Raw genomic sequence first — 26,991 nt, 5'->3', positions numbered from 1 at the left:
GAGCACGCTAATACAGCAAGGTAGAGCGCAGATTTCCAGCTATCTGTTCAAATTAAACCCAAATATTACACTTTATTACACCGTGTTTACTCTCTAAATTTCATGTAATAAGATCTTGATAAATTTACCTAAAACATATAATTGCATTTTGCAAAATTAATGAGTGATATCAGTTTGAAAATTATTACAATTAAGGTTTTTAAGTTAACAATTGCACATAAAAACATATCACTCTGTATCCCGCCATTAATTGTTAATAATGTTTAATTACTGTAACTCGTGTTTTAAACAGGAATTACTCGATTGGCCTTTTGTCGTCTTTAAATGACCCAAGAGCACCATAAACGGACATTAATTTAAAAAGCTTATTACCATTATGTCATTAACACAGTTTTCAGATTCATATATCGATGAACGATTTGAGTCTTCTAATTACGAATTACTAAGTAAGATTGGTGAGGGTGGCTTCGGTAAAGTATTCAAAGCCAAGCAAAATAGCACAGGACAAATTGTTGCTATTAAATTTCTCTCAATAGAACCTCATTGTGAAGAGCAAAAAAAACAAAGGTACATTGAACGATTTAAGCGTGAAACATCATTAAGCAGTCAATTACAACACCCCAACATCGTTCGGCTTTTAGATCAAGGTCAAGTTGATGACAGTTTACTTTATGGCGTATTCGAATTCGTTGAAGGCTATTCATTACGTGAACACCTACTGATCGAAGGTCCTTTTAGTGCACCTGACGCAACAGACATTATGTCTCAAGTTCTTGATGCGCTCATTCACGCTCATGATAAAGGTATCGTTCACCGAGACATTAAACCAGCAAACATCATGCTGAGTAAAACAGGTGCTAAGCTACATGCAAAAATACTGGATTTTGGCATCGGTACACTTACTCAAGATAGCCGCCAATCAGACTTTAAGACGCTCACTTTAACCCAAGAAACGCTTGGTACGCCTTCATACAGTGCTCCAGAACAGCTCAGAGGAGAGCCTGCAACTATAAAAACGGATTTGTATGTATGGGGCTTGGTGTACTTAGAATGCTTGACTGGGATACCAGCTGTTAGTGGCACGAGTATAGCTTCAATTTATCATAGACAGCTCAGCGACGCCCATATCCCTATGCCCAGTCCTATCTTGGGGCATCCCCTGTCCGGATTACTACGTCGTGTGTTAAATAAAAACGCCATCGAGCGAGTGATCACCGGCGAAGAAGCATTTAATGAGCTTAAATCCATCAATGTGGCCAATTTAGTAGGCACATTAGCGCAGAGCAACGCAAAGCAATTTGTCGAAGATGAAACGCTTGTTATGCAGCAGTGTTCAGAAACATCCGGCATCCCCTATACCTACACCTCCCTCACTGAAAAAAAACAAATTACAACATTAGCAGTGCGATTTAGTACATCATTTATTGACTCTCGAGACCATGATTTGGATGTGATAGATACACTATTTAAGTCACAACGAAATCATTGCTTGGATATTGCCGTCCGCTTTGGTGGATTTCACGTAGGCAGTGTTGCTGATACATCTTTATTTTATTTTGGCCACCCTACGGCCAGCGATAATGATACTCGACTATGCGCTAGAAGCGCACTGGAAATCATCAGCGAAATCTCAAAACGCAACGCGTTAATGAAAGATGCACATGGCGCACAACTTAACGTGCATATAGGTATACATACTGGGGTATTTGTCATTTATGCTAATACAACTCCAGAAGGGCACGCTGCCAATGCTGCGATGGTGCTAGCAAGAACAGCAAAAGAGAGACAAGTTTTATGTAGTGCAGAAGCTCGGGCTATTCTAGACCCTTACAGTGAGTTTGATAATTATGTAGACCTAAAATTAGGCTTGTCTTATAGTCCTGAGCAAGTATATGAATTAAAAGGTGAACGCCAAATCGAAGCCTTTGGCTTTATGCGAGGAACGCGTAATAACCATACTTTTATTGGTAGACAAGAAGAGCTCCATAATCTTCTAACTGTGATCAAGCATTCACCTGCTCGCAAAGCCCACATCAGTGGAGAAGCAGGCATTGGTAAATCACGCCTTATTCAAGAAGTCAGACATAATACTACAGACTACCAGCATCTTATTGCTCAATGTCTACCAGAACACAAAAACAGTGCGCTTTACCCAATCCTTAACTTAGTTAAATACCTATTTAACACCAATGAGTTAAATTATGACTCTGCATACGAAGTATTCTCCAATGTGATAGAGTCGCAGCCAAAAAGCTCTGAATACAATAGAGAGCAACTCATCTTAATTTTACTTACATGGTTAAACATCGATTTAAAAGAAGGCAATCAACTTCAAACTATTAACCCAGATGAGCAAAAACAACACTTATTCGAAGGACTCTCTCGACTTCTTTTAACAAAACAATTTGGTATAAATGACAATAAGCTATTTATAATTGAAGATATTCACTGGGCTGATAATACAACTCTTGAATTTATATCTCATTTCATGTCTCAGCTTTCTTCTGCAGAAGCTGTGCTAACTACTTCTAGAGAAGCGGTTCCAAGCCAACTTGTAGATCTTCATATTACCGAAGTGAATATTAATAAACTCTCTTTTGCAGCTACTGAAGAATTTATTTACACGCTTTTTGAGCACAGAAATGTCTCTTCCAATGTAATAGATACATTGATAAATCGTACTGACGGAGTGCCTCTATTCGTTGAAGAGCTTGTAAGCATGCTGAAACAAAGAGAATTGGTTGACTACAAGCACGGTGTAATCGAATTTACCTCTCCCGCACGATTGGACCAAGTTCCCTCAAGTTTACGAGAGTCATTACAGCAAAAGCTAGATTGTTTGCTTCATGCAAAAGAAACAGCGCAATTGGCCTCCACTATTGGTCGAGAGTTTGAATACGATATACTTGTTTCAGCTTCACCTTTGAGTGAAAGCCAACTTCAAAATGACCTCATTGAGTTAATTAATGCCGATTTAGTTTTTTTACAACGTCGAACCAAGTCTGATAGTTACATTTTTAAGCATGCTTTAGTGCGCGATGCGGCTTATGATTCATTGTCTGTCGAAAACAAAATTAAAAATCACAAAAGCGTTGCGGAATCACTTCAATCGGCCTCACAAAATGACGAGCAAAATGTTGTTATTGCTGAACATTTTTATATGGCTAAAGAAGTGAATATAGCAGTCTCGGTCATTTCGGATTATGCAGGGTACTTGCTAAAAAGAGCAGCTAATCAAGAAGCGGTTTATATTGTCAACAAGGGCATAGACTGGATCGAGTCAATGGGTACAGACTGCCCGGAAAATGAGGAACTGTATGTTAAGTTGCAGCAATATTTAGCGTTTGCCGAAATGGGCTATTCGGGTTTTGGGTCTAAACAAATTTCACAGAACCTTGAACTTCCTCAGTTACACGACAATAAGCTGGTTCCACAAAATACCGTATTTGACGAGTTTTTAAAATTTCAAACACTTATCTTCAACGGCGAAAGTACAAATGCACTAAAGCTGGCATATCATATTCTTGAAAATAGCGAACCAGAATTTAAAAGAAGCAATAGCCTTCTCATTTCACCATATCTGGGAAATGCCCATATGTTACGGGGTGAATTCCAACAAGCAGAGTATATATGGAACAAATGTTTGGATGAATATGATGATGAACTGGACAAGGACATATATCTAAAGGCAGGTGTTGATCCAAAATCTTATGTTATCTACGTCTCTGCAATGCAGCATTGCTTACAAGGCAATTTAGATAAAGCTTTTGAGAATTTAGAAGTCGCGAAGAAAAAGAGTGATATACCCGGCCATGAACTGTGTTTTCACTTAGCCGTTCATTTCGATTTTATCGTCTGTGTACATACAAATAACAGAAAGCGAATAGATGATCTCGCCAGACATCACTATGACATGTTCAAAGAAGACTTTAAAGACCTTTGGATTGTTGAAGGCACTAAAATGCATTACCAATGGAGTATCAATGATATTTCTGGTTTCGAAGAATATATTAACCTGCAAATAGAAAGTGGTCGCTCTGGCGTAATTAGTACATGCCAATATATGTATGCTGATTGTTTGAGTAGAAAAAAGCTGACAGATAAAGCAATTGAGGTTTGCCGAGACGGTCTAGATAAAATGCAACGAATGGATCTAAGTTGGAATGCGCCATTTTTAAGATCTGTCCTGATTAAATCCATTTACAGAAACACCGGAGTTATTAAGGAAATTGAAATAGATAATATTATGGACCAAGTAAAGTACTTCAATCGTAATGACAACAAACTAGGCGCTCTAACCTTATTTTATAACCTTGCTTTGATTTTGTTTGTATCCAACATAAATATTATAGAGCGCTACCGCTCTGCTGATCTCAAGCCAATACCCGGAACAAACCTATTTGTAAGAATCGAAAAGTTAATCACAAAGCAAGGGAATAAATAATGAAAACACACGTTGCATTAATGGGGGTGCTCAGTTCATTGATATTCCCTCAAGTTGGATTTGGCACAGAATCTAGCGATGACTCTGACGCGCTGTATTTAAACTATCACTTGCCAACTTCGCCAATTAATAGTCCGACAGTCCTTGATCACATATCAGGTATCAACAACGCAATGACTGATTTCCTGAACTATGGTAACAATCAATTTTTAGCTCTAAATGGGTTAAGTTCGACCTTTAATTGCGAAGAGTGTATTGCAATAAAGGCACTGCCAGTCAACCCCATTTGGCTTTCTTGGACCACCACCAATGAATATATACAAAAAAATAATCCCAACAGTCGGGATAAATACATTGATCCCAATGAAGTTTGTAAAATACCTCTTCAAAATGGTGAACAGTCCAGTAAATATCGCTTTTTAGCTGATACCAAAGTCCCAGACTCAAACCCAGCTACCCCTAATACCTTAAGAGATAGCGCCGGAAACTTGATTCATTATGAAGTAGTCATGAACGATGTCATTGAAGATTATTTAGATGCATTATTATCAAAAGGGCCCATAACCGAACAGACCAAGTTCAATTTCCCTACGGAAACACTTATTAAAGAAGGTTCACTTGTCTTAAAACTCGCATGGAAAGAATTGCAAAGTGATGATGGCGAGCGATACTTTAGGCAACCAGCCTATATTTTTGATGGCAATACATGTAGGCATGCAAATGTCGCTTTAATAGCTATGCACATAGCCTATCGCTCTGAATATCTACCTCAATGGTCTTGGACCACATTTTCTCATATCGATAACAGCCCAAGTATTGGCTACAACAAAAATACAAACAAAACAGAAGTGCCAATGCGCTCACTATTACTTAAAAAATGGAATCTATACGATAGACACTCGCCATCAGAAGTAAAAGTTAACACATTTGACGAAGCTTACTCAGGCTACAACGCCCGGATCGCTAATGTCAATGAGTTCGAATTTGCTGACTTCACAAATATATTAAGAACCAACCCAGATGTAGCATACAAAAAACTTGTTAGAGAGATTGAAACAAACTTTCCCAATTCTCCATGGAAGTTTTATCGTCAGGATGCTACACAATGGGCACAAAATATAATGGAAACAGACTACGCCAATTATTCTAATTTAGACCAGCTTTGTAATGTGGAAAATAAAATAAGATTTGATAACGACAAAGGAGAATATGTTGTTGTCCCCAATAAAAAGGTATGTGTTGTACCTAAACACTTAAGTAATACAGCAATAGAGCCATATAACCAAAAAAGCAGCTGCATTAATTGCCACACACCGACTCACTTAAAGACTCAAAAAAGTTCTAATTTCACATCAAAAGATTTTTTATTTTTTCCTAACTCACTAATAAAGAAGGTTTCACAATGAAAATTGATAACAATATTATAATTAAAGATTATAACTCTAATGTTGCCGCAAACATGACCCAGTCGGACCGAATTGCCATTATCGACTCCATGTCACGAATTGCAGGAAGTGAAGACTTAAGTACTGCAATGGCTGACTATGCAAGCAAAATAGGTAAATACACACATCAAATTAAAGAGCTTGAAGACGCAAAGCCACAATCGGACTTGGTTAAGTCAAATATCAAAGAAATTACAAAAATGAGACAAACAGAAGTTGACGGAATGACAGCGCTGTTAACAGGTAACCAAGAAGTTCCTGAAAAAGGTTATTTAACGACAACACTAGCACAAGTTCTAATTGGTCAACTAGAAGCTTCAAATGATCCAGACTACATGAAGTTTTTCCTCGGTGATGTGTCATACACTGCAACTTGGTAACAGAAGTTTAGGGTTAGGGGATCAACTCTCTAGCCCAGCTTTAATATTCAACAATGAAAAATAATCAAACAAATATCAAAGAACTTACTCCATTATTGGTGGATAAATTTAAATTAGATCGTAGTCAAGTTACCTTATTACGAACGCTCGATTCAATGCATCCAAAGTGCAGTTCAATTTACATAGAAAAGAGCTTATTTAATACCAGGAAGCTGGACGTTTCAGTGTCAATTCAACAGCCCCAATGCGTGCATTGGTATGAATATGACGCTGGTGATAATTTTCGTGGTGGTGCTAATTCATTTATTTCCTTTCCAAAAGAATATGTTAAAAAAGACCAACAACTAAAAAGTTTTATATACGCACAATTACAAAACTCAAGGCTCGCCTGTAAAACAAGTTTTTTAATGCTTAGGTTATTTAAACTTCGTCGTACCTTGCCTATTGAACATTATGGTTACATGGGAGCACGTAAGGCAAAAAGCCTGAGAATATGTTCTGCGGCCTTGACAATTAATGAGCTGACTTTCCAAGTGCCTAAACTCGTTACACATTACGATGAGCTTTTTAAAAAGCTCAGCGAAGCATTTAGCTTTAAATTATCGCAGAATTTAAGTCATGAATTATCAGGGCCCGTTGGTATTGAAGTCCATGCCAAAGGACAGCATGTGACTGCTACATGGCTAACATTAATTACAACACTTATCGAGCTAGAGCTTTTAGATGAATCGCATGCACAAGAAGCAAACCCTTTTATCCAAAAGCATTTTCAGCTTTCTAAATACAATCCTGATAACGTGTCTCTAGTCTCTCCAGCTCATTTCAAACTTGTATTTCATAAAATGCACCTGATAGAGGTAAAAATATACTGCAAAGCAAATACCTTTCCCTTCTTTTAACCTAAGTTATATAAAGATGAGCTGACTATGGATATCATTGGCTGAAAAACAGCTTATAACCAAGTCCTCATCTAACACCTATCAACAAAATTTGGCTTACAACGATTAAACGACTCTTGGCAGAATACACCAGCCCAATCAGAGCCTCAGATAACTAAATGATTGTCGTATAGGCAGACTTACTCAAACTGAAACACAACTATAAGCGGTATTTAATAACCTTTAACATGCATGTTTACACGGTTATTCATAATCCATGATTATATCCACACATCATTATCAGCGGTCAGCTCTCCTCCTGTATCTCCTGTGTTAATCACACCTTTGGGTTCGATTATTAAGAGATGGCATTCTTCCAATGCGACAGGTTTGTGCTCTACCCCTCTTTCAACCACAAACATTTCACCACGATTTAAATGCACAGTTTTATCTCTAAAATAGATATCCAACGCCCCTTCTAAAACGATAAATGTTTCATCTGTGTTATCGTGTTGATGCCAAGTAAACTCTCCTATTACTTTGACAAGTTTAAATTGATAATCATTCATTTGCGCCACTACTTTAGGTGACCAATGGTCACTGAATAATGATAGCTTATGTTCAAAATTAATCGCGTTTTGGTTTTTCATTGTCTACTCACTCTAATGCTCATAAAAAGAATATGTTGCAAAAGAGCATGAATCAAATGTACATTTTTCAGATAAATATGAATATTGTACATACTATGAATTTAAGACAGTTTGACCAGAATTTGTGGCTTGTTTTGGACGCTTTGTACCAAACACAAAGTGTGTCAGAAGCGGCTGAGTTGTTAAGCTTAAGCCAATCGGCTATGAGTCACGCACTGAAACGTTTACGAGTTGCATTTGATGACCCTTTATTCGTCAGACAGCAAGGTGAAATGAAACCAACAAAGAAAGCGCTTATGATACAGCCTCTTGCGCAGCAAGGTGTCGCATTACTCAACCAAGTTGCCAGTAGCTTGGATAAATTTGATATAACTACATCCAAACGACAATTCACTATTGCTACTACAGATTTCATCGCAAGACTTTTTGTATTTCCGTTACTGAATAAACTTTCCGCTACCCATTCAGGTATTAAAATAAAAGTTGTGGATTTAGAGTCCGAGCTGCCTCTATCGGCTTTAACCATTAATCAAATCGATCTCGTTTTGACCTTTAATCACACTGATACCTTGGACTCAGATATTGAATATGAAACATTATTAAGCGGGGATTATCGGGTGATCTCACGCAGAAACCACCCACTTTTTAACAATGAGATGTCATTATCCAGTTATCTACAAGCACAGCACATTTTAATCTCTCCTTGGGGTCAAGAATACGGTAGTTTGGATATTGAGTTGAGTAAGATTAATACAGAAAGGCACATTGCAGCCATAACTCCACACCTCATGCAGGCAATCAGCTTAGTTGCAACTAGTGACTTGATAGCAACGGTCCCTACACGTGCAATCTCATCTACCGAGCAAGATTTGATTGATATTTACACACCGCCAATTGCCTTACCTCCTTATCGATTATACATGGCTTGGCATCGCGCCTTTGAATTGGATCCAGGACTGAGCTGGTTAAAAAAAGAACTCAGCGAGATTGCAGCAATTGCAATATCATCAGCCTAAATGGTCAAAAACACATTAAAGTTTACATTATAGATACAAAGGTGTTGCACTTGAGATTTTTTTATGACAACTTGGGCTTAGGCTAAGCCTATAAAATAAATAAAAATTATAGAGTAGTAAGTTATGACAGGATCTCTCAAACTATCACCAATCGCGCTTGCACTGCTAGCAAGCAGCGCATCTTTTGCACAACAAACCGAATCAACAGATACAAAAATTGAAACTATCTCAGTATTAGGCTCTAAAGTTTCAAATCGTACTGCAACTGAATCAACGTCACCCATTGATATTCTTGATACAGAGCAGCTCAACAAAGGAGGCTACACGGAGCTTGGACAGAGCTTACAATCAATCGCCCCTTCGTTTAACTTTAGTAGAACTCAAGTTTCTGATGGTTCCGACCTATTCCGTCCGGCCACATTAAGGGGGCTACAGCCAGATCAAACGTTAGTACTTATCAATGGTAAAAGAAGACATACTCAAGCTATTTTTGGTCTAACCGGAACCGTCGGCGCTGGTGCTGCTGGTACCGATATGAACTCCATTCCAATGATGGCATTAAAAAATGTCGAGATCCTGCGAGATGGCGCCGCTGCTCGATATGGTTCAGATGCAATTGCAGGGGTGATCAATTTATCTTTAAATGATTCAACCGGAGTAACCACTGGTTTTTTCCAAGGCAGTGCGACAGGCGAAGGTGATGGGGATACCTATGCTTTCGGTTTAAACCGAGGCTTTGATATAGGCAGCGAAGGCGGTTTTGTAAACTTATCTCTAGAGTATCGAGATGCAGAGGGTACTAACCGCGCTGAACGTGATACTGGTGGTTCATCGACAATCCCTGCAGGAGAATTATCCGACACGGTCAGGTGGCGACAAGGTAACTCCGATAGTGAATTTACTTCACTTTTCTTCAATGCTGCGTTGCCATTTGGTGATAAAGAGCTTTATTCATTTGGCGGATACTCCAATAGAACCGCTTTTGGTAATGGTTTTTACCGTGACTTTAACCGTGCAGAACGCAACGTGCCACAGGTATACCCAGACGGATTTTTACCTCGCATAGACAACGAAGCGGATGACATTTCGTTTGCAGTTGGCTTTAAAGGAGATATCAACCCCGATTGGAGTTTCGATTTCTCTAGTGTCTATGGCCAAAACAAGTATGGCTACTCATCATCAAATACCATTAATGCTTCCTATGCAGCCGAGTACCTTGCCAACAACCCCAATGCCAGTGATGAACAGATTGTAGAAAACGCGGGCCCTAATGGAGGTTATTCCGGTGGGTTTAGATTTGATCAATGGACAACCAACTTTGACTTAAATGGTGTTATTGAACGTGGCGATGCCGAACCTATTTATGTGTCGATTGGTGCTGAATACCGTAAAGAAAATTACGAAATTGTGCCTGGTGAAGTTGCATCGTACGCATGTGGTGCTTCGAACGCAGCAAGCTCATTCCCTTCCGTGATCGACTCTAGCGTTTTTGCAGATTGTGGATTCCAAGCTTACCAAGGGCTAAGACCTGACGCAGCCAATGAAGCTGATCGTTCAAGTCATGCTATTTACATTGAAGCAGAAACCTTACTGAATGAGTATTGGTTAGTCAGTGGTGCACTAAGGTATGAAGATGTATCAGACTCAGGTGACGAAACCATTTGGAAACTCGCAACTCGCTATGAAGTCACAGAAGATCTGGCTGTCAGAGCTGCGGCATCAACTGGATTTAGGGCCCCGTCATTACAACAAGCCGGTTACAGTGCATTCACTACAAGTTTAGGTGGCGACGGTTCACTTGCGACTTCTTTTACAGCAACTGCGGGTTCACCATTCCCAAGCGCTTTAGGTATTGATGGCTTACAACTTGAGTCGTCTGATAACTTAAATTTAGGCTTTGCATGGGACGCTAGCAATGATTTATCCATCACATTAGACTTCTATCAAATCAAGATTTATGACCGTATAAATTTAGGGAGTTTCATTGGCGTTGACAGCGAGGCGCTTGAAAACTTCCCAGAAGCCAATACAGCGCTTAAAGCTTCGGGTGCAGTGCAAGCTAACTTCTTCTCAAACTCGCTCGACTCGACAACCAAAGGGATTGATTTAATCGCATCCTACACAACCGAGATTGCTGCAGGTGAGCTTGAAGTCACATTTGCTGCAAATAAAAATGAAACCACAATTGATAAAATACATACGCCAGAGGGCATATCTGAAGACATCGCATTAGATGAACAAACGCAGTCATTCTTAACCCATGGCCAACCACAAGAACGTGCCACACTTACTTTTGACTATAAAAAAGATGAATGGTCTTCGCTACTTCGTTTAAATTATTTTGGAAAAACCGAGGTTTCGTACTTTGCAGGCAAACACATTGTCTTACCTGACTTTTTATCACCGACTAATCACTGGCAAGAAAACAGTGTTGTTGAGTCAGCCGTGTTAGTCGACATTAACTTTGCATACCAAATCAATGACAACTTTGATTTATCAGTCGGTATAGACAATTTATTTGATAAAACACCAAACGAACTGGGAGAAGATGAGGTGCTTAACTTTATCACCAATGGCGCAATGCGCTACCCACTTAGAGCTCTGCCATATGGATTTGATGGGATGACCTATTACGCAAAAGTTAACTTTAGCTTTTAAATGACACCTTCTATGTATTGGCCATATGGCCAATACATAGACATGCAAATTAACTAAATATGTCATTCTTACAATTTCTCTGATTGAAAAATCACCATATTTATAAAAAATAACGCACACGTTTTTATTTTAAATAAACACACATTGCATGGTGTCTAATACTCACCTATCAATATTTTTACCAATTTAAATCAATTCTACATTTTATTACTTCAATAATTTTCAACTAAAAAATCAATTCAAATTCGGCTGTTTGACAAAAATTCCGCATTGTTCCTAATATAAAAAACGAACAAATTTCAACCAGAAATATCTAAAATGAGACTTAATATGATTCTTCTCTGCGTTAAACAAAGGTATTTAAATATAATTATGCTGTTGTTTAGCACATGTTCTGTGCAAGCAATGGATGAAACACAACTCATTGAACAATGGCTCAATCTTGAGAAACAAAAAAGTGCTTTGACTACATCATGGATGCAAAGAAAGACACATTTACAACAAAAAAGTTTACTACTCTCAAAAGAGCAAACTGCACTGCAAAAGCTAATCAGTAATAGTAATAAAAATCAATCTCTTGTATCAGAAAAACGTGCTAAGCTCACATCACAACAGTTCACCTTTGAACACGCCAATGCCGAACTCACTCACCAATTAGATTTGTTGTCAAAGCATCTTAAATCAGTAATAACTAAACTACCCCCACCGCTCCAACAGCAATGGAAAAAGACGTTATCAAGGCTAGATACAGAGTCTAATTCAATTCGATTAGAAGTGGCTCTCAATCTAATAAAGCAAGCATATAACTTTGATAAAAGGGTGGTTTTTCATACTGGTTTAATTGAGCTAAATGAGCACGAATCTATTTTGGCTGAACAAGTGTATTTAGGGCTAGCTCATGGATGGTATATCTCAAAAGATAAACATTATTTTGGCTATGGACAAAATCAAGACAATAAATTTCAATGGCAACACAAAGATCAGGTGAATATTCCCCTCACCCAAGCACACATATCCCAAGTTACTTACATCTTAACAAACCCGATGCGCGCAAAATACGTTCAGCTGCCATTGGCAATAAACTCTCGCAGCAGTGGTGCATTATGATTCATCGAGTTTGTTACATAGTACTGATAATTACGTGCATGCCTTCAATGGCTATGGAGCCAGACTTAAAAGCGGAACTAATCAAGCGCATAGCCAGTGCACAACAGCAACTCACCGCTGCTCAAATGCGCATAAACGACGAGCACAAAAAGATTGCCAATCAACTTCAGGCCCAACTAAAAACCGTAAAAAAACTGCGTAATGAAGCCAGAAATATTCGACGTTTAGAAGATGAGCAACTACTCAACGTTAATCAGTTGGAGCAGCGTAATCAACAATGGGTAAATCAGAAAAGTTATCAAGCACAGCTCATAGCTGCATTTGAAAAAACCACGCAAAGTCATATTTCGAATGACAATGGTAACATTGATATCAATCGCATTATTAGCACTTTCAATAAAAAGCTGGAACCTACATTTAAACAAAAACAATTGTTCGGCAGTGATAACACACTTGCGACATTTGATGTGATTAAAATCGGCCCTATTGAGTATGCTATTAATAACAAAGAAGCAGGCATTGTATCCAAAACTACTGATAACGGTACACCCATATTAAAGCAATTCCACCAGCAAAATACGCTATTTAATGACTTAGCCCATTTAAAAAGTTCTGGCTTTGGCTTTATTCATTTTGACCCTACTCTTGGCAATGCTGATAAATTAGCGCAAAGTCAGTTTTCCTTTTTCGATTACCTTAACAAGGGTGGCACATGGGCTATTCCGATTATCTCATTTGCACTCGCAGCGCTCATCATTGGGCTTTTCAAAGCAATTCAACTCTCGAGGCTACCACACATAAATACGGTCACGGCACAAGTCATCAAATATGCCAATAAACCGATATCTCCCATAGAGTTGAAAGCGCTTTACGTTAAACTCAGCACAATTGAACAGGCCCTGTTTAATATTGTACAGCAAAGCGAAATTTCTCAAAAAAGAGATGACCTGTTATTGGCAGAGTTATCAAAACAAAAAGCGCTGAATGAAAAATATATTGGTGTAATTACAACCTGTGCAACAGTTGCTCCCTTGCTCGGCTTGCTTGGTACAGTATCTGGCATGATCCATACATTTTTGATGATGAATATTTTTGGTTCAGGTGAGGCATCTGTAGTATCTGGTGGGATATCACAAGCATTAATCACAACAGAGCTTGGACTAATTGTGGCAATACCTGCCCTGATCGTCAGTGCACTACTCACACGGCGTGTGAAAAGTTTTCAATCTTCATTAGAATCTCTGGCACTGCACTTGAGCAAACTTGAGATCAGCCAACAGGAGCAAATACATGGCTGATATTACTCAAATACTATCTAATGGCGTCGTGATAGCCCTATTGTGTATCGCTAGTCTAACTTATTATATTATTTTTGATCTCTACTGCCACCCTTCGCGAGATGACTGGGAAACCAATGTAAAAAATTGGCAGGTTGCCCTACTCGCATTAATTGCCGCACTTCCTTTACTTGGGTTACTCGGAACCATTCAGGGGTTGCTTAATACTTTTGAATTCATGTCAATTTTTGATGCCCTAAATCAGCAAGCGGTAATGTCTGGTGGCATTTCAAGTGCCCTTATCACAACCAAATTAGGCCTCGTTTTGGCTATTCCTGCACTCATCCTTCGTCAACTTTTACTTTTCAAATTCAAAGCGCTACGAGGTGTAAAATGAAGTCTTCATTTGAACAACAAACTGGGCGCGAACAAACCGATGATATTGATTTGGCTCCACTACTCGATGTGGTGTTTATTCTTTTGATTTTTTTTATCGTCACTACGGTATTTGTCAAAGAAACAGGTGTCGAAGTGGATAAACCATCTTCTATCTCAAGTAAAAGCTTAGCAAAAAACGTCTTTTTACTCGCCATTACCAATGACGGTCAAGTTATTTATGATGGCACCAATATTGGTATAAACGGGATACGCAGCACTCTTGAACACTTAAATCGTAAAGAAGCAAGACCGCTAATCATCCAAGCAGATAAAGCAGTGACTACAGAGCAGCTCGTTAAGGTGATTGACCAAGCTAAGTTGGCTGGTATCACTAAGATAAGTTTGGCAACACAGGACTTTCAGTAATGCGAATGCCCCAATTGAGTGTGGCTAAGTTCACCTTGATGGTCTCGGCTATAGGACTTTCGTCCATTTTATTTATCGTATTAATACTTCTCGATGGCACAAACACTACACCGCCAGATCAGGTAAAAATTGCTCAACTCGATGTTACTATGTTCATTCCACCACCGCCTCCTCCACCACAAATAACAACAACCAGTGACACAAGCCATGACACGAGTACACTCAATGTCCTAGACCTCACAGGTACGGTAAAAGTCAATTATGGCATTAAAAATAATATGGCAATGCCAAACATTACAGATATCTCAATGCCCAAGTTTTCGCTTAAGCGATTTGAGCTACGTGATTTCTATACTTCCAAGATCCCGATGCTAGAGGTAGAAAAGCTAGACAAAGTACCTAAAGTCGTCTCACAGCGTTACGTAAGGCCACCAAAGTCAGTCCGCAAGTATGGAGAAAAAAGGATAAAAACAACGGTTGAACTAATCATCGACCAATCAGGCAAACCCTTTATCAAAAAAATCATCGACCCGGCATTCCCAGAAATGATTGAAACCATAAAAACGTGGGTTAAATACGCCAGATTCGAGGTTCCGAAAAAAGAAGGAAAAGCCGTACAAGCGGTGTATTTGTACGATATAAATTTCAATTATGGGTAATATAATGAATAACAAAATTACGCTAACTCTTTTATTTACAATGAATTTTTTCGTCATATTTGGCGTAAATGCGCAAACGTATAAACTAGAACTTGAACCTGTGAAATTTGTGATACCAGGATTTAGCGAACAGTATTTAGAGCGCGAAGTGTCGCTTGCACCAGATGAATATGAATTAGCTGAAAAACTCAGAATACTACTTAATAACAATGATTTTCAGCAAGTTAAATCAGAACTCGATACCTACTATGACGTTGAACTCAGTCCTGCTCTTTTAATGATTAAAGCCCAAGTCTATTTCTCATTCAAGGCGTACAACCAAACTATTCACTTGTACCAATTGGTATTAAAACGCAAACCTCAGTTAGTACGTGCCCATGAAGAGCTTGGGGTGCTTTACCTGATCACAGAAAACTTTATTCAAGCGAGGCAACACTTTGCTAAAGCCATTGCGTATGGATCCAACAACGCCTCAGTGCACGGACATTTAGGTTACCTAAACCTCCAACAGCATGGCGGACTCAGTGCCGTTTATGCCTATCAAAAAGCATTTAGCCTAGAGCCACACAATTCGCAATGGCAGCAGGGTTTGTTAACCTCTTTAGTACAAGCCAAGATGCATCAACCTGCACTTGCATTGCTAAATGAACTCATTGCACAAGATAAAAACAATCAATCATACTGGTTAACCAAAGCTGCTATCCATATTGAGCAAGATACCCATGAGCGCGCTCTACAATCATTAGAATTCGCGCTATTACTTGGTGATATCCCACAACAAAACTTATTAATCATGATCAACCTGCATTTTGAACAAGCACAATTTGACCGTGCAGTTGCCTTACTTAAAACACATGTCAAAAGTCAGCGTCTCGTATTTGAAGATATTCGCAATTACCTGCTTTGGCTCAATCAAGCCAACCGCTGGGAAGATAGCCAGTGGTTAATCACAAATCTGAGTGAACAAAGCGCATTGAGCGCACAAAATAAAAGCCTTATGCTCTCGACTCAAGCACAAATACTTGAAGCCAAAAACCGTCATACCGAGGCTTTAGCGCATTATCAAAATGCGTTAGATACAGATCCAAATAACCAAAATGCACTACTTAGCTTTGCCCACCTGCTGCTACAACAGAAGCATTATATCAAAGCTGAGCAAATGTATATTCGTGCTGAAGCATTTGAGGCATTACAATTGCAAGCGCTATTAGGTCGTGCCCAACTATATATAAATACAGATGATTTAAAGGCAGCTTATCAATTACTCATTGACGCAAAACGCGCATACCCAAATACCTTGCGTATTCAAGACAAAATAAACTTACTTGCAAATATCATTGATATTCAAAATACCAACACATTATAAGGAGCATAAGATGGTTCGTATCACACTCTGGTCTATTTTTGTCACATTAGTAACAGGATGTAGCTCAACAAAGTACACCTTCGACTATGCCAATTGTGGTTCAGAAAGCTGGCAAGCACTGGGTCATAAAACAGCCCTATCAGGCGAAAATGTCAGGCTTTTTGACGCTGTAAAGAAAACCTGTGGAGATACTCTCCCCCCCAATGCACAAAATCAATTTGTCAGTGGTTATAGCGCAGGCTTAATCGAATACTGTACTTATGAGACAGGATATCAGCACGCAACTGAAGGAAGTACCCAAACTGATATTTGCCCTTTTGATTTACAACAAGCTTATCGAAAAGGGTTTGCACTTGGGCAACGTAAACGCACAGAGATTGACGAGTATATGGCAAGACAAAAAAGAGAAGTATACCGACATAAACAAAATCAAATAAGCAAAGAAAAGCCAAGACTAGAAATAAGGTAAATTAATGGGTTGCCAATTGCTGACAATCAGTTTTGAATAGTCAGCATGCCCACTTCTCAACACCCAAGCGTGACTTAAATCTCCCCCCTGAACCATTTCTCTTCTAAAGAAAATGCGACATTCATTATTTATGTTGTAGATAAAATAAAACATCTAAGTTCAGCTTTAGTTTAGTTACGCCTCATTATAATATGCAACTTCAATTTGAAAGGAGTATAGTCAATTGAAAAAGCTTACCATATTTACTGCAATCATAATGCTATCAGCCAACTCACATGCGGCTAAAACACAAAGCCCCCCGCTCATAAAGCACAGCAATGTAAAAGCGCACAGTACTTGTTTTGGTTTTAGTTATGAAGCTTGGCAAGCAACCATGAAAAATAAATATACCAGACGGTTAAAATCAGACGAAAAAGTCGATATGGCCATGAAGCGGTTTGTTAAATGGTTTCCAAAAAGCCAGTTTAATGAATATAAAAATAACTTGGCTTGCCAGCATTTTACATATTCTGTCGACGGCTTAGAAGTTGACGGTTATGTCATTAAACCCAAGTCCCATGAAGGCAAGCTCCCTGTCTTAATCTACAATCGAGGAGGGAATGGCAGCTTTGGAAACATGACTTTGGGACCGCTCATGGCGAATTTATTTCCCCTTGCTGATAAGGGGTTTGTGATCATTGGCAGTCAGTATAGACAAAGCAAAAAACCACAGGTCCCATTAGATGAATTTGGCGGGGCAGATGTCAATGACGTCGTAGCACTTAACGAGCTTATCCCTCATATTCACGGTGCTGACAGTCAACGAGTAGGTATGTATGGCGCAAGCCGAGGGGCAATGCAAAGTTACCTTGCAGTCAAAAAGATGCCCAACATAAAAGCCCTTGCCGCCATTGCTGGAGTTTCTGATCTCGCAAAACAGCTCGAAAGAAGACCAGAAATGGAACGCGTTTATAAACACAGGATCCCTAATTATAAAGCCAATAAGCAACACACGTTGAATCAACGTTCAGTGCTACACTGGGCGAATACACTGCCAAAAAATACCCCTATCCTGCTTTTACACGGTACCGATGATAGACGCGTCTCTCATGAACAATCCGTCGAATTAGCCAAAGCGTTTGCCTTGCACGACATTGAGCACAAACTGGTCCTATACCCAGACGATTATCATAACTTAAAGTTGAACAAAAAAGAGTCATTCGAGGAATTAGCAAATTGGTTTAATGCGTATTTGTGATGAAGCTAAAGACTCATATTGATAGCTGAAGTGACAGAAAAGCGAGAGTACAATAGCTAATTAACCATTAATTGTTGTACGTCGCCACTTAGCAAATGTTTCGTTTTACGCATAAGGCGTCTATATGAGACAATAAACCTAGAAATTTTGAATTAACGAAATTAGATAGTTCCGTGCCAACTCGTATCGTGTAATAAGTAACAGATTCATACACACTTAACTGACGCAGCGAGAAACACTAACAAAGACTATAAATACAGTGTGTAGATAACTGATCGATATATGAATAAAACAGAGCAACATCAAGCGCCAAACAATAATGACAACATCCCCACAATCTATTGGCACGATTACGAAACTTGGGGGGCAAGCCCTCAAAAAGACAGACCCAGTCAGTTTGCAGGTATCAGAACCGATTACGACTTAAACATTATTGGCGAGCCACTTATTGAGTATTGCCAACCTGCACCAGATTATTTGCCACACCCAGAAGCCTGTTTGATCACTGGCATTACACCGCAACATGCACTGAAACACGGCTTGCCTGAAAGCGAATTTATGGCAAAAATTCACGCCGAGTTTAGTAAAGCAAATACCTGTGTTGCAGGTTACAACAGCATTCGCTTTGATGATGAAGTAACGCGTTACAGCCTTTACCGTAATTTTTACGACCCTTATGAGCGCGAGTGGCAAAATGGGAATAGCCGTTGGGATATTATTGACTTAGTCAGAGCGTGTTATGCGCTGCGCCCAGAAGGCATTGAATGGCCATTGAAAGAAGATGGATCACCAAGCTTTAGGCTCGAAGAGCTCACTGTTGCCAATGGCATTGAACACAGTGCGGCACACGATGCCTTGAGCGATGTTACCGCAACCATTGCCCTGGCTAAGCTGATCAAAGAAAAACAGCCAAAACTTTATCAGTTTTTCTTTAACTTAAGAACCAAAAAGGCACTCACTGACATTGTTGATGTGTTTAACATGCAGCCTTTAGTGCATACCTCATCACGCATCCCAGCAACACAAGGCTGCACGACTTGGATTGCGCCAATGAGCTTTCACCCAGTTAATAAAAATGCCGTGGTGTGCTTTAACTTGACGCATGACCCCAGCGTGTTAGTTGATTTATCTGTTGAAGAACTACGCGAGCGGCTATACACCAAACACTCTGAGCTTGAAGACGGTATGCTACCTGTTGGGCTCAAGCTTGTGCATTTAAACAAGTGCCCTATCATAGCCCCTGCAAAAACCTTACTACCAGAAAATGCAGCGCGGTTAGGTATTGATAGAGAGCAATGTTTGGAGCACTTAAAGTTTTTAAAAGCACACCCAGAACTGCGCGACAAAGTCTCTCAAGTATTTGCTGAGCAAGGCGACTTCAGTGATACAACCAATCCTGACTACCAGCTTTACAACGGCTTTATCAGTAAAGCTGACAAAGCCAAACTAGCGATTGTTCGCAATGCCTCACCGGTCGAATTAGGCAGCTTAGCACTTGAATTTGAAGATCCGAAATTCCATACTTTACTGTTTAGATATCGAGCGAGAAACTGGCCTGAAAGCCTATCTCAGTCTGAATTAGAAACATGGAGAAAGTATTGCCAAGGTAAGTTAATGCATGGTGAAGACAACCCGTCAATCAATGCGCAAGACTTCATGCTGACACTTGAAAACCTTGTCTATGAACATGAAGGCAACGAGAAAAAAGTCACCATACTCAAAGCGCTTTATCACTACGCACAAAGTTTATAAAGAAAAAGAGGCTGTTTCTAACAGCCTCTTTTGCATGCATTTATAAATGTGACTCATACACAGCAAGTGCTTGCTCTAAATCTGCAATTAAGTCTTCAACATCTTCCAGACCGATATGCAATCGTATAATTGGTCCATGCTCCCAGCCAGTTGTTGTTCTTAAGGCGGACATTGAGCGATTCGCTGTCACTAAGCTCTCAAACCCACCCCAGGAAAAGCCCATTTTAAAGTGATGCAAGCTATCTAAGAAGCGATTAATGGCTTTTTGATTTCCGGTTTTCATTACAAATGAAAACAAGCCATTACTGCCATCAAAGTCACGCATAAAGTGTTCATGACCTGGGTTTGAAGGCAACGCTGGGTGGCGAACATGATCCACAAGTGGATGCTGCGCGACCCACTTTGCCACCTCGATTGCACTTTTCTCATGTTGCTGCAAACGCACCGGCATCGTGCGCAAACCACGTAATGCAAGGTATGCATCATCTGCCGAGGTGCACTGGCCTAACAAATAAGAGTTTTCTCTAAGCACAGGCCAATATTCTTCATTGGCAACCGCCACGCCCATCATCACATCAGAGTGACCAACAATGTATTTAGTCGCTGCTTGAATACTGATATCAACACCATGGTCAAGTGGGCGATAATGCCAGCCATTACCATATGTATTATCTAACATGGTCATTAAGCCATGTGCTTTGGCTTCTTTAACCAGAGCTGGGACATCTTGGACTTCCATGGTAATTGAACCCGGCGATTCTAAAAACAGCACCTTGGTATTATCTTGGATCAGCGCTTTAATACCGGCCCCAATCATAGGGTCATAATAAGTTGTGGTGATCCCAAGGCCTGCTAAAATCTTGTCACATAAATCGCGTGTTGGCTCATAAGCGGTGTCCACCATCAATAGGTGATCACCAGCTTTTAAAAATGACAGTAAGCTTTGGCTAATGGCCGCTGCACCACTTGGATACAATGCGCACCCTGCACCATTTTCTAATTCAGTAATGGCATCTTGCAGAGCATAATGCGTATTTGTGCCTCGGCGGCCATAAAATAAAGTGCGATTGCCGCGCTCTTTAATCGCTTCATGCATATCTGCCACAGAATCAAAAACCACGGTCGATGCACGTTGTACAACCGGGTTCACAGTTCCTTGAGTATATTGAGATTTTCGGCCTGCACTGGCTAACCTAGTATTTTTTTTCATTCGTTACTCTTTTTCTGGAAGTTGACGCCAATGTTCAACTAAAAAACGTGATATTGAGTCAGGTCTAGTCAATTTTAAACCAGGTGCATCATCGCCCCATTGACCAAAAGTATCAAGGTCGGCTCTTGAGAACCAATGGGCTTGCTCAAGTTCATCCTGCTCAACAAAAATATCTGTGGTCTTAGCCGTTGCGATAAAGCCTAGCATCAATGACGATGGAAATGGCCAAGGCTGAGATGCCAAATACTGCACGTCATCCACAATGACACCGGCTTCTTCTTCTACTTCTCTGGCGACTGCTTGCTCTAATGTTTCACCAGGATCGACAAAGCCTGCAAGCGTTGAATATACCCCTTCTGGCCAAGCCTCTTGTCGGCCTAATAAGCAACGTTCTACACCATCTTTAAATGTATGCGTGACCAACATGATCACAGCGGGGTCAGTTCTTGGGAACGTCATATGCTTACACGCTTTGTTTGTGCAGAGTCTTGCATGACCGGCTTCAACTGGGATATTTTTGTGACCGCATCGACCACAATAACAGTGCGTCTTATGCCAATAACTTAGCCCCCGAGCTAACACGCCAATAGAACCACTCACCCGCTCGAGTTTAGGGCCCACTTTTCTCATGTCAGCAAAGCGATATTGTCCTTCAGTATGCGCTTCTGTGCACACATTTAATTGTTTTTGTAACTCACTCAAATCAATACTGGACACATCTAAAGCAAAATAGGAAAACTGTTCGTCTTTACCTAAAAAAACGGCGTCTCGCCTATCCAGATGTTCTATTTGTGACTGCCGAATAAAGGCTAACTCGGTTAAGTCGGCTGTGAAAAGGTTTTGATCATTATGAATGAGCAACCAGCGGCTTTTCTCTCCATATTGAGTTAAAAGCCAGTTTTTATCTTTACGCTGAGCTGACGCTCTATCTAGCGTCATTTGTGTATAGTACAACAAGCACTTTGTCCTTTAATGTGGGTTACCTAACTAAAGCAGAAGCTCATTTTTAATTAAATAACTGGATCGTCCGTTACCATAAAAGGCATATTAAGCACAGCCAAACCGCCATTATTTAATCAAAGAAAACACGACTATTAATGTACAAAAACTAATTTTAGTCTCTATGCTGTCACGCTAACAATAGTCACGTTGTTTGCCAAGTATTTAGGCAAAAAAAAAGCCCTTTCGGGCTTTAAACTACAGTGTGAATTCACACTACAGAGAGGCAAGATGTGCTTGAAGCTTTTGGTTTTCAGCTTCGATGTGTTTGTAAAACTCAATATTGTCTAACTTGCTGGCCGCAGCTTCGTCAATCACAATAACCGCATCACGGTGTAATTGTAGTGCTGATGCAGGGCAAGACGCCGTTAACGGGCCTTCGACTGTTGCTTTGATTGCTTCAGCCTTGTTTTCGCCAGTCGCTAACAACACAACTTTCTTAGCATCTAAAATAGTACCGATCCCCATCGTAATTGATAGATGTGGCTGGTACTCATCTGGGCCAAAGAAACGTGCATTATCGTCAATCGTTTCCTTGGTCAGAGTTTTAACACGCGTCCTTGAGGTCAAACCTGAAGACGGCTCATTAAAACCAATGTGTCCGTTACGACCAATACCAAGCAATTGAACATCAATACCGCCAGCAGCAGCAATATGAGCTTCGTACTCTTGGCATGCTTCAACTGGGTTTTTAGCATTACCCGGTGGTACATGTGTATGGTCTTTGTTGATATCAACATGATTGAACAGTTGCTCATTCATGAAGTAGCGATAACTTTGTGGGTGCGTGCCCTCTAATCCTAAATATTCATCTAGGTTAAACGTAATCGCATCTTTAAAGCTAATATCGCCCTGTTTGTTCTTCTCGATAAGGTTTTGATACAAAGCAACAGGTGTCGACCCAGTTGCTAAACCCAACACCGACTCTGCTTTGCGATTTAATTGTTTTTCAAATATATCTGCACCATAAGCAGCGACTTCAGCAGCATTTTTTAAAATTACTATTTGCATGATATTAAAGCTCGTTGTTGAGTTTGAAATAAGAAAAATGGGATCTGAACCCTGCTTCGCGTGCAATCAAAACAAGGTCAGATCTAAACCTAATTGGGATACACTGTATTAGGTTATTACCATTATGACAACGCTGTCATTATTATCAGAAAAAAAGTCTTTGTAAAGTAAAAGTGAAGAAAAATTTGTATTTTTTTTGAGCCAATGAAAAACGGCCATCAAAAGATGGCCGTTTTTCTCAATACTTTACAGATTAAACACTAACAAATATTTTGCGCTTATACATCCAGTGAAGAACCAGCAATTGGACGAGCAACAGTGCTATAACAGCAAACAGAGGCTGCCAATCAGGCCCAACTGCATTGATAAAGCCACCAAACACACTCTTACTGACAAATTCCCAATTCACTAAACTCGATGCCAAATAAATAATGATTGAGTTAGCACCGATAATTACAAATGGATACGCAAACCTTTGGCCGTTCAAAATATCCACCAAGGCGAAAAATACAGCGAGTAAAATAGCACTCCAGCCGACAGTTACTAGCACAAAAGAGCTTGTCCATAACTCTTTGTTCACTGGAAACTGTAAATGCCACAACCAACCAAGAGCAACACTCAATGCACCTGCACCAAATAGCCAAGCGGTTGTTTTCCACTGCCCTATTTTATCTGCACGTGCTATCAGCTGCCCTGCAAATACCCCTACAATCGCATTCACAATAGCAGGTACACTTGATAGTATTCCTTCAGGATCTACCGGTCTGTTTTGATATGTAATACCTGGTAGTAAGTTTTGATCAAACCAAGCATTCCAACTATGAGTGCCCGGTGCAGCTAATTGACCAGCGCTGCCACCTGGCACTGGAATAAAGTTCAGTAGAACCCAATATCCGACTAAAATACCGCCAGCAACAATGCCCGTTGTTCTAAGACTCGTATGCCACACCAACATCGCACAGAAGAACCAAGCAATGGCAATACGACCAAGCACGCTAGAGTATCTAATTTCATCAAGCGCTAAAGGAATACCAGTACCCCAGCCATGGTTGTACATAATGCCTAAACCACACAGTAAAAATAGGCGTTTCACTGCTTTTTGATAATAGGGTTTGCGCTCACTAAAGGGTAAATGGTCAATTCGCTTTGGGCTCAAGCCCATAGCAACACCAGATAAGAATATAAACAGGGGAAATATTAGGTCGTAAAATGTAAACCCATGCCAAGGACTGTGCAAAGTGTGTGCTTCAAATAGTTTCCAGCCTTGCCACCCAGTTAGCACAAACAGTGCCGCAAAAATAGATTGACCACCCAAAATCCAAAACATGTCCATGCCACGCAGTGCATCTAATGAAGCCAATCGTTGTTTTTTATTCGTCATCAATACCTTTCCTGTAAAAACAAAAAATCCCCGCTAAACTGCAGCGGGGTTTTTTACCCAGGGAACTTTAAATTTTTTTTCCGCCAATGAAGTTACTCAGAACTTCTTGACTGTTGTTTAATACTACAAAGTCTGCATCAGCCCCTTCTAAAAGGTGGCCTTTGTCAGATAACCCTAAGTATTGAGCAGGATATAATGAGGCCATTCTCAATGCCTCAGTCAATGTCACATCAAGCGTGTTAACAGTGTTCCTTACAGCGCTTGCCATATCAAGTACACTGCCCGCCAACTCACCGGTTGTTGAATTCAACCTATCACCCGTTCTAATGACCTTTCGACCGTCAAAAAAGTCGAATTCCATATCATTGGTACCAACAGGAGGCATTGCATCCGTAACAAGCATAATTTTACCACGTTGCTTTGAACGGATCGCAAGTTTTGCTGATGCTGGGTGCACGTGATGGCCATCAACAATAAGACCACACCACGAATTATCTTCCCAAAGCGCGGCGCCAACAACCCCCGGCTCTCTAGATGTGTAAGCTGACATCGCATTAAATAAGTGCGTAAAGCCATCCACACCAATTTCTAGGGCAGCCATGGTGGTTTCAAAGTCAGCATTTGAATGACCAACACTTACTTTAACACCTAGGTCAATTAAGCGCTTGATATCTGCCAGTGGTACCGTTTCAGGTGCCAATGTGACCATCTTTATACCAAGATCTTGTCTCGCATAAATTGCAAACTCGTCTTCAGAAATCGGTCTAATATATTGCTCACTGTGAGTACCTTTTTTAGGGTGCGACAAATGCGGCCCTTCAAAATGAATACCAACAACTCCAGGCTCACCCTGCGCAATCGCTTGTGCAGTTGCGTCAGCAGCGCGTGCCATCACCTCTACTTTATCTGTGATAAGTGTAGGCATCAGCGCAGTTGAACCATACTTAGCGTGCGCTGTAACAATGGTTCTTAAACATTCAACAGTTTGTTCCGCATTAAAAAAGCCGCCACCGCCGCCGTTTACCTGCACGTCAATTAGACCTGGTGCTACCAAACCTTCTAAGATCTCAGCTTGGTCTTCACAGTCTTGAGTCGAAAATGAAATTTTTCCATCAACAACCAAAAACTCAACATTATTCTTTAATTTGTGCCCATCAAAAAATTGACTCGCCAAATACTTTTTCATTCTCATACCGCCTTTTCAGACTGCTGCTCAACACTTTGGATTGCAAAGAAAATTGCGCCCATTTCTGGAGGCTGTTTAGGAGATTCAACAATCTTTGCAATTTCAGGGTCAAGCCATTTACGTAATGGTTCAGATAAGCCACCTATCATTGATAGACGCGGCGGGTTATTCTCCATCAAACGATGTGCGAGTTTACTAATATAATCAGCACCATCTCTGACGATATTCAAAGCAACTTCGTCTTTGTCTTCTGCCGCTGCTAACACGAATCTAGCTAATTGCGCATAACTGCTCGAAGGCTTACCCGCCATTTGCTCGGCAATACCCATCGCTGTTGTGGTATTAAAGTGCTGTTTTAACGTGTCACTTAATGACGTTGTCGGACCAAGTTTATCGATTGAAAGCAATGCAGCTTTTACCGCTTCAAGTCCCATCCAAGCACCACTGCCCATATCACCTTGCGCGAATCCATGACCACCATAATTAACAGAGACACCATCCACCATGGCAAAACCACATGAACCAGTACCTGTAATGATTACAGCGCCATCACCGCCTTCATGCGCACCAATACAAGCAGTATGAAGGTCAGTTGTTAGAAACATCTGCTTAAACGGATGATCCCATCGCATTATTTTTTCATGTAGTGCTGGCAAATTCACTCCCGCAAGGCCAAGACCTGCATAGAGATTATGAACTGCTTCAATTCTTAGTCCTGCATCCTGCAGTGCCAATTGAGTCGATACCATAATTGACTCAATGGTTCTTTCAAAACCATGAAGAGGATTAGCAGGCCCACCGAGACCAGTTCCCAAAACGCCGTTTTTAATTGAGTAGATGGTTGCTCGGCATTTTGTACCGCCCCCATCAATACCTATATACAACTGGTCTTGTTCAACCTGTTTAGCCATCATTAAGCGACCCCTAAAAAATAAGATATGAACGCGAATTTGTCCGCGACACAGTATTCAGTCATGTTGATTTGATGTTACACAATAAATGACAGCGTTGTCATTAAGTTTTTTATTATTTTTTCTCAGTTTGAGAAATTTTAATATTGCA

Annotated in this window: 22 protein-coding genes; 15 read left to right on the top strand and 7 right to left on the bottom strand. The window is 40.2% G+C overall.

Annotated elements, in window-relative coordinates:
- Nucleotides 1-376: 376 nt before the first annotated feature.
- Genes S4054249_RS09115 through S4054249_RS09100 form a run of 4 tightly spaced genes read left to right on the top strand, consistent with a single transcriptional unit; the run spans nt 377 to nt 7,168 of the window.
- Complete coding sequence (locus S4054249_RS09115) at nt 377-4,444, top strand: TOMM system kinase/cyclase fusion protein (RefSeq protein ID WP_052960921.1); 4,068 nt, start codon at nt 377-379, stop codon at nt 4,442-4,444.
- On the top strand, nt 4,444-5,850 hold the full coding sequence (locus S4054249_RS09110) for a hypothetical protein (protein WP_046355384.1): 1,407 nt from the start codon (nt 4,444-4,446) through the stop codon (nt 5,848-5,850). Before S4054249_RS09115 ends, S4054249_RS09110 begins: the two co-directional genes overlap by 1 nt.
- Entirely contained in the window at nt 5,847-6,269 is a 423-nt protein-coding gene (locus S4054249_RS09105) for a hypothetical protein (RefSeq protein ID WP_046355385.1), read from the top strand. The genes S4054249_RS09110 and S4054249_RS09105 overlap by 4 nt, the downstream gene beginning before the upstream one ends.
- A 53-nt stretch (nt 6,270-6,322) precedes the next feature.
- A complete protein-coding gene (locus S4054249_RS09100) occupies nt 6,323-7,168 on the top strand; it encodes a hypothetical protein (protein WP_046355386.1) in 846 nt (281 codons plus the stop codon).
- Nucleotides 7,169-7,428: 260 nt separating this feature from the next.
- Here S4054249_RS09100 and S4054249_RS09095 read toward each other — a convergent pair whose 3' ends face one another.
- Nucleotides 7,429-7,797, bottom strand: a complete 369-nt coding sequence (locus S4054249_RS09095; RefSeq protein ID WP_046355387.1) for a cupin domain-containing protein — start codon at nt 7,795-7,797, stop codon at nt 7,429-7,431.
- Nucleotides 7,798-7,874: 77 nt separating this feature from the next.
- Here S4054249_RS09095 and S4054249_RS09090 point away from each other — a divergent pair, with 77 nt between their 5' ends.
- The 11 genes from S4054249_RS09090 (at nt 7,875) to sbcB (ending at nt 20,142) form a co-directional block, all read left to right on the top strand.
- Entirely contained in the window at nt 7,875-8,813 is a 939-nt protein-coding gene (locus S4054249_RS09090; protein WP_046355388.1) for a LysR family transcriptional regulator, read from the top strand.
- Nucleotides 8,814-8,936: 123 nt separating this feature from the next.
- Complete coding sequence (locus S4054249_RS09085) at nt 8,937-11,471, top strand: TonB-dependent receptor plug domain-containing protein (RefSeq protein WP_046355389.1); 2,535 nt, start codon at nt 8,937-8,939, stop codon at nt 11,469-11,471.
- Nucleotides 11,472-11,843: 372 nt separating this feature from the next.
- A complete protein-coding gene (locus S4054249_RS09080; protein ID WP_046355390.1) occupies nt 11,844-12,578 on the top strand; it encodes a DUF3450 family protein in 735 nt (244 codons plus the stop codon).
- Between the two features lie 38 nt (nt 12,579-12,616).
- Complete coding sequence (locus tag S4054249_RS09075; protein WP_046355391.1) at nt 12,617-13,876, top strand: MotA/TolQ/ExbB proton channel family protein; 1,260 nt, start codon at nt 12,617-12,619, stop codon at nt 13,874-13,876.
- Nucleotides 13,869-14,252, top strand: coding sequence for a MotA/TolQ/ExbB proton channel family protein (locus S4054249_RS09070; RefSeq protein ID WP_046355392.1), 384 nt, complete (start codon nt 13,869-13,871; stop codon nt 14,250-14,252). The genes S4054249_RS09075 and S4054249_RS09070 overlap by 8 nt, the downstream gene beginning before the upstream one ends.
- A complete protein-coding gene (locus S4054249_RS09065; protein WP_046355393.1) occupies nt 14,249-14,659 on the top strand; it encodes an ExbD/TolR family protein in 411 nt (136 codons plus the stop codon). The genes S4054249_RS09070 and S4054249_RS09065 overlap by 4 nt, the downstream gene beginning before the upstream one ends.
- On the top strand, nt 14,659-15,318 hold the full coding sequence (locus S4054249_RS09060; RefSeq protein ID WP_046355394.1) for a hypothetical protein: 660 nt from the start codon (nt 14,659-14,661) through the stop codon (nt 15,316-15,318). The genes S4054249_RS09065 and S4054249_RS09060 overlap by 1 nt, the downstream gene beginning before the upstream one ends.
- A 4-nt stretch (nt 15,319-15,322) precedes the next feature.
- Nucleotides 15,323-16,684 (top strand): tetratricopeptide repeat protein, encoded by a 1,362-nt coding sequence (locus tag S4054249_RS09055; RefSeq protein WP_046355395.1) that lies wholly within the window; start codon nt 15,323-15,325, stop codon nt 16,682-16,684.
- Between the two features lie 10 nt (nt 16,685-16,694).
- On the top strand, nt 16,695-17,153 hold the full coding sequence (locus S4054249_RS09050) for a DUF2799 domain-containing protein (protein ID WP_046355396.1): 459 nt from the start codon (nt 16,695-16,697) through the stop codon (nt 17,151-17,153).
- 223 nt (nt 17,154-17,376) lie between these two features.
- Nucleotides 17,377-18,390 (top strand): alpha/beta hydrolase family protein, encoded by a 1,014-nt coding sequence (locus tag S4054249_RS09045; RefSeq protein WP_230851828.1) that lies wholly within the window; start codon nt 17,377-17,379, stop codon nt 18,388-18,390.
- A 282-nt stretch (nt 18,391-18,672) separates the two neighbouring features.
- A complete protein-coding gene (sbcB, locus tag S4054249_RS09040) occupies nt 18,673-20,142 on the top strand; it encodes an exodeoxyribonuclease I (protein ID WP_046355397.1) in 1,470 nt (489 codons plus the stop codon).
- A gap of 40 nt (nt 20,143-20,182) precedes the next feature.
- Here sbcB and S4054249_RS09035 read toward each other — a convergent pair whose 3' ends face one another.
- The 6 genes from S4054249_RS09035 to nagK all read right to left on the bottom strand — a co-directional run bounded on the left by S4054249_RS09035 (nt 20,183) and on the right by nagK (nt 26,843).
- Nucleotides 20,183-21,352 carry a cystathionine beta-lyase gene (locus S4054249_RS09035; protein ID WP_046355398.1) on the bottom strand — a complete coding sequence of 390 codons (1,170 nt, stop codon included), beginning with the start codon at nt 21,350-21,352 and terminating at the stop codon, nt 20,183-20,185.
- Nucleotides 21,353-21,355: 3 nt separating this feature from the next.
- Nucleotides 21,356-22,309 carry an NAD(+) diphosphatase gene (gene nudC, locus S4054249_RS09030; RefSeq protein WP_046355399.1) on the bottom strand — a complete coding sequence of 318 codons (954 nt, stop codon included), beginning with the start codon at nt 22,307-22,309 and terminating at the stop codon, nt 21,356-21,358.
- Between the two features lie 258 nt (nt 22,310-22,567).
- Complete coding sequence (gene nagB, locus S4054249_RS09025) at nt 22,568-23,362, bottom strand: glucosamine-6-phosphate deaminase (protein WP_039609051.1); 795 nt, start codon at nt 23,360-23,362, stop codon at nt 22,568-22,570.
- Nucleotides 23,363-23,615: 253 nt separating this feature from the next.
- Complete coding sequence (gene nagX, locus S4054249_RS09020) at nt 23,616-24,743, bottom strand: transmembrane glucosamine N-acetyltransferase NagX (RefSeq protein WP_046355400.1); 1,128 nt, start codon at nt 24,741-24,743, stop codon at nt 23,616-23,618.
- Between the two features lie 67 nt (nt 24,744-24,810).
- Nucleotides 24,811-25,935, bottom strand: a complete 1,125-nt coding sequence (gene nagA, locus S4054249_RS09015) for an N-acetylglucosamine-6-phosphate deacetylase (RefSeq protein WP_046355401.1) — start codon at nt 25,933-25,935, stop codon at nt 24,811-24,813.
- Nucleotides 25,932-26,843 carry an N-acetylglucosamine kinase gene (gene nagK, locus S4054249_RS09010; RefSeq protein WP_046355402.1) on the bottom strand — a complete coding sequence of 304 codons (912 nt, stop codon included), beginning with the start codon at nt 26,841-26,843 and terminating at the stop codon, nt 25,932-25,934. Before nagK ends, nagA begins: the two co-directional genes overlap by 4 nt.
- Between the last annotated feature and the right edge of the window lie 148 nt (nt 26,844-26,991).

Origin of the sequence: Pseudoalteromonas luteoviolacea (genome assembly GCF_001750165.1) — a bacterium.
GTDB classification, from domain to species: Bacteria; Pseudomonadota; Gammaproteobacteria; order Enterobacterales; family Alteromonadaceae; genus Pseudoalteromonas; species Pseudoalteromonas luteoviolacea_G.
The sequence above is the reverse complement of the archived record's forward strand: the minus strand, read 5'-3'. Positions and strand labels throughout refer to the sequence as shown.